At 77.6% G+C, this 3,137-nt stretch carries 2 protein-coding genes; both read right to left on the bottom strand.

Annotated features, from left to right (window positions below; translation table 11 throughout):
- Window positions 1–60: 60 nt before the first annotated feature.
- A complete protein-coding gene (locus LCE31_RS08900; protein ID WP_225013477.1) occupies window positions 61–531 on the bottom strand; it encodes a YbaB/EbfC family nucleoid-associated protein in 471 nt (156 codons plus the stop codon).
- A partial coding sequence (locus tag LCE31_RS08895) for a hypothetical protein (RefSeq protein ID WP_374118442.1) occupies window positions 528–3,137 on the bottom strand: 2,610 nt, incomplete at its 5' end. The genes LCE31_RS08895 and LCE31_RS08900, both read right to left, overlap by 4 nt.

The raw sequence follows: 3,137 nt of genomic DNA, 5'->3' as shown, positions 1-3,137 counted from the left end.
CGAAGCCTCCTCGGCTCGCCTGCGTCACCCGTACCGTGTGCGCCGCCCGCACCACTCGTGTCATCCGGCCCTCCCGGGTCCCGCGCCGTCCGGGCGGCCGCCCGCGGGGCCGGCTCCGTTGACGCCGTGGTCGACGTATTCCCTCACGGAGTCGGGCATCGTCGGGTCCTCCGCCAGCATCAGCGTCGGATCGACCTCGCCCCGCAGCAGCCCGCCCATCGTGACACCGGGCGGCAGCTGCCCCGCCATCAGGTCGCCGACCTTCTCCAGCGCGTCCGCCCTGGCCTGCTGGATCGTCGTGAGGAGGGTGTCCGCCAGCTCCTTGGGCGGCAGCCTGCGGTAGGTGCCGGTCGGGAACTCGATCGCGGTGACGTCGCCCTGCGAGCCCACCGTCACCTTGACCACCTGGCGGGGCGCGGTCGCGGTGCCGGTGATCTCGTTGATGCGGCGACGCGTCTCGACGGCCTCCTCGCGCTGAGTGCGGTACTGCTGGAGAAGATCCTCGATCTGCTCGTCGTACGGCGATGTCATCCGATGACTCCCATGTCCGGGGGCGGCGCGCCCCAGGTGCCCTCGTCCTGGACGAGGAGGTCGGCGATGCCGCTCTCGGGCTCCTCCTCGTCGTCCTTCTCGCTGTCCTTGCCCTTGCCCCTGGCCCTGCCCTTGGCCTTGTCGCCGTCGGCCCTGCCCCTGCCGGGCGCGGCGGGCTCCTGCGGTTCTTCCTCGGTCTCCGTCTCCGGGATGTCGACCGCGCCGGACGAGCGGTACACCTGCGCGCTGATCGTCGACGAACCGGTCGTCCTGGCGCCGCCGTTGGCGGAGCCGGAGGCGCCCTGCCCGCTCCCCTGGGCGGCGCGGCTCGGCTTCCACGTGGCCAGCGCGGGCTCGTCCTCGTCCACCACGGCGGCAGCCGGGGCCGGGGCCGGCGACTCGCCCCAGGTGCCCTCGTCCGCCGTCGCGTAGCCGGCGGGGCGCGCGGCGGACTCGTCGTCGCCCGGGACGGCCCAGAGCAGCGGGGTGAAGTCCTCGCCACCCGCGTCCCACGCTGCGGTGTCCTCCTCCAGCACCTCGTCGTCGGAGGGGCGCAGGACGGCGACCCGGTCGCCGGGTCCTTCCCCGTAGGGGTCACCGCCGGGACCGTTCCCGTCGGGGTCGTCGGGGTCGTCGGCGAGTTCGGCGTCGAAGTCGTCGGGCGCCTCGGGGCCGTCGGGCGTGGGCGGGTCGTCGTCGCCCCCGTCCGTGGCCGTTCGGCCCTTCCCGTCGCCGTCGGCCCTGTCCTTGTCCTTGTCCTCGTCGCGGCCGGGAAGACCGACGGGCATCCCGACGAGGACCAGGCCGTCGGGCCGGTGGCTCTCGTGGTGCGCCTGCCCCTCAGGGCCCTCGCCGGTGTCTCCGCCGGAGCCCGCGCCCGGCTGCGCGCCGCGCCCCGGGGCCGCGGAACCGCTGCCCGCCGTACGGGCCGCCCCTCCGCCGACGGAGCCGGAGCCCGAGCCCGAGGCCGGGCCCGAAGCCGAGCCGCCCGAGGCCGGGCCGCCCGAGGCCGGGCCGGAGGCCGAGGCCGGGCCGGAGGCCGAGGCCGGGCCGGAGGCCGAGGCCGGGCCGGAGGCCGAGGTCGCGCCCGATCCGGGCTGCACGCCCGCGCCTGCACCCGTGCCCGTACTCACGCCCCCGCCCGTACCCGCGCCCGCGCCCGGAACCGTGCCGGCGGCGGTCATCGCCGCGGCCGTGCCGGAGAGCGCCGCGGCGGACGGCCCGGCGTCGGCGCCGGCGGGCGTGGCGGGCCCGACGGGCGCGTCCGGGAGCCCGAGCTCCGACGTCCACTCGGACTCGTCGCCGCCGTACGGGGCCACCGGTTCGTGGGGCGCGGCGGCGTGCGCCACGCCTCCCGCCGCGCCCGGCACCTGGCCGGCGACCGGCGTACGCGGCGCGACGGGCGCGCCCGCGGAACCCGGCGCACTCACGGCGCCCGGCGTACTCACGGCACCCGGCGTACGCCCAACGCCCGCCGCACCCGTACCGAGCCGCGTACCGGCCGTCGCGCCACGCGCACCGGCGGCACCCGCAGCCGTGGAGCCGTCGGCCCCGACTCCCGAGCCGGACCCGGCGCCCGCTGCCGCCGCGACCGCCGCGACGCCCGCCGCGGCCGTCACGCCCGCGACCGCCGCCGCACCCGTACCGATGCCCTGATCGGCGCCCGCGGCCGGGCCCGTTCCCGTGGCGGTACCGGCGTCGCCGGCCGTACCGCTGCCGGTACCCGCATCCGGGCCCGCGCTCGCGCTCGCGGTCAGTCCCTCGCCGCCCGCCGACGCGCCGGCGGTGGCGAGTTCCCCCTCGCCCTGCGTGTCGCTCCACGGGCCGGCGTCCGGCTCCAGCAGCGCCGAGGCCTCGGACCGCTCGCCGGAGTCGCCGCCGGGGCCGCCCGGTGCACCTGCGCCCATGCCCATGCCCGGCATGAACGGGGCGCCCTCGCCGCCCGCGCCGGCCGTGACGCCCCCCTCGGCCTCCGGCCCGAACGCGGCGTCCGCGCCGGGCGCCGTACCGTCCTGCGAACCGACCTCGTCGTCGCCCTCAGCGTCACCGGTCCACGGCTCCGCGCTCGGGTCGAGCAGCGCCGACGCGTCCGAACGCTCACCAGAACCATTGGGCTGACCGGCACCTCCACCCATGCCACCCATGCCCGGCATCATCGGCATGCCGCCACCCGCTCCGACGGCCTCGCCGTCCGTACCGAGGCCGCCGCCGAAGCCCTGCACCCCGTCGGCGCCCGGCAGATCCAGACCCTCGCCACCCGAGCCGGTGCCGAAGTCCGAACCCACACCGCCGTCCACGTCCGCGTCACCCGTCCACGGCTCCGCGCTCGGATCGAGCAACGCCGACGCGTCCGAACGCTCACCCGAACCATTCGGCTGACCCGCACCACCGCCCATGCCGCCCATACCCGGCGACATCGGCATACCGCCGCCCCCGGCCAACTGGCCGTCGCCGCCCGTACCGAGGCCGTCACCGAAGCCCTGCACACCACCCGCGCCCGGCAGATCCAGACCCTCACCACCCGCACCGGTGCCGAAGTCCGAACCCACACCGCCGTCCACGTCCGCGTCACCCGTCCACGGCTCCGCGCTCGGGTCGAGCAACGC

The sequence above is a fragment of the Streptomyces sp. 8L genome (genome assembly GCF_020176795.1).
Lineage (GTDB): Bacteria > Actinomycetota > Actinomycetes > Streptomycetales > Streptomycetaceae > Streptomyces.
Note: the sequence above shows the minus strand (reverse complement) of the source record. Positions and strands in the feature narration are given on the sequence as shown.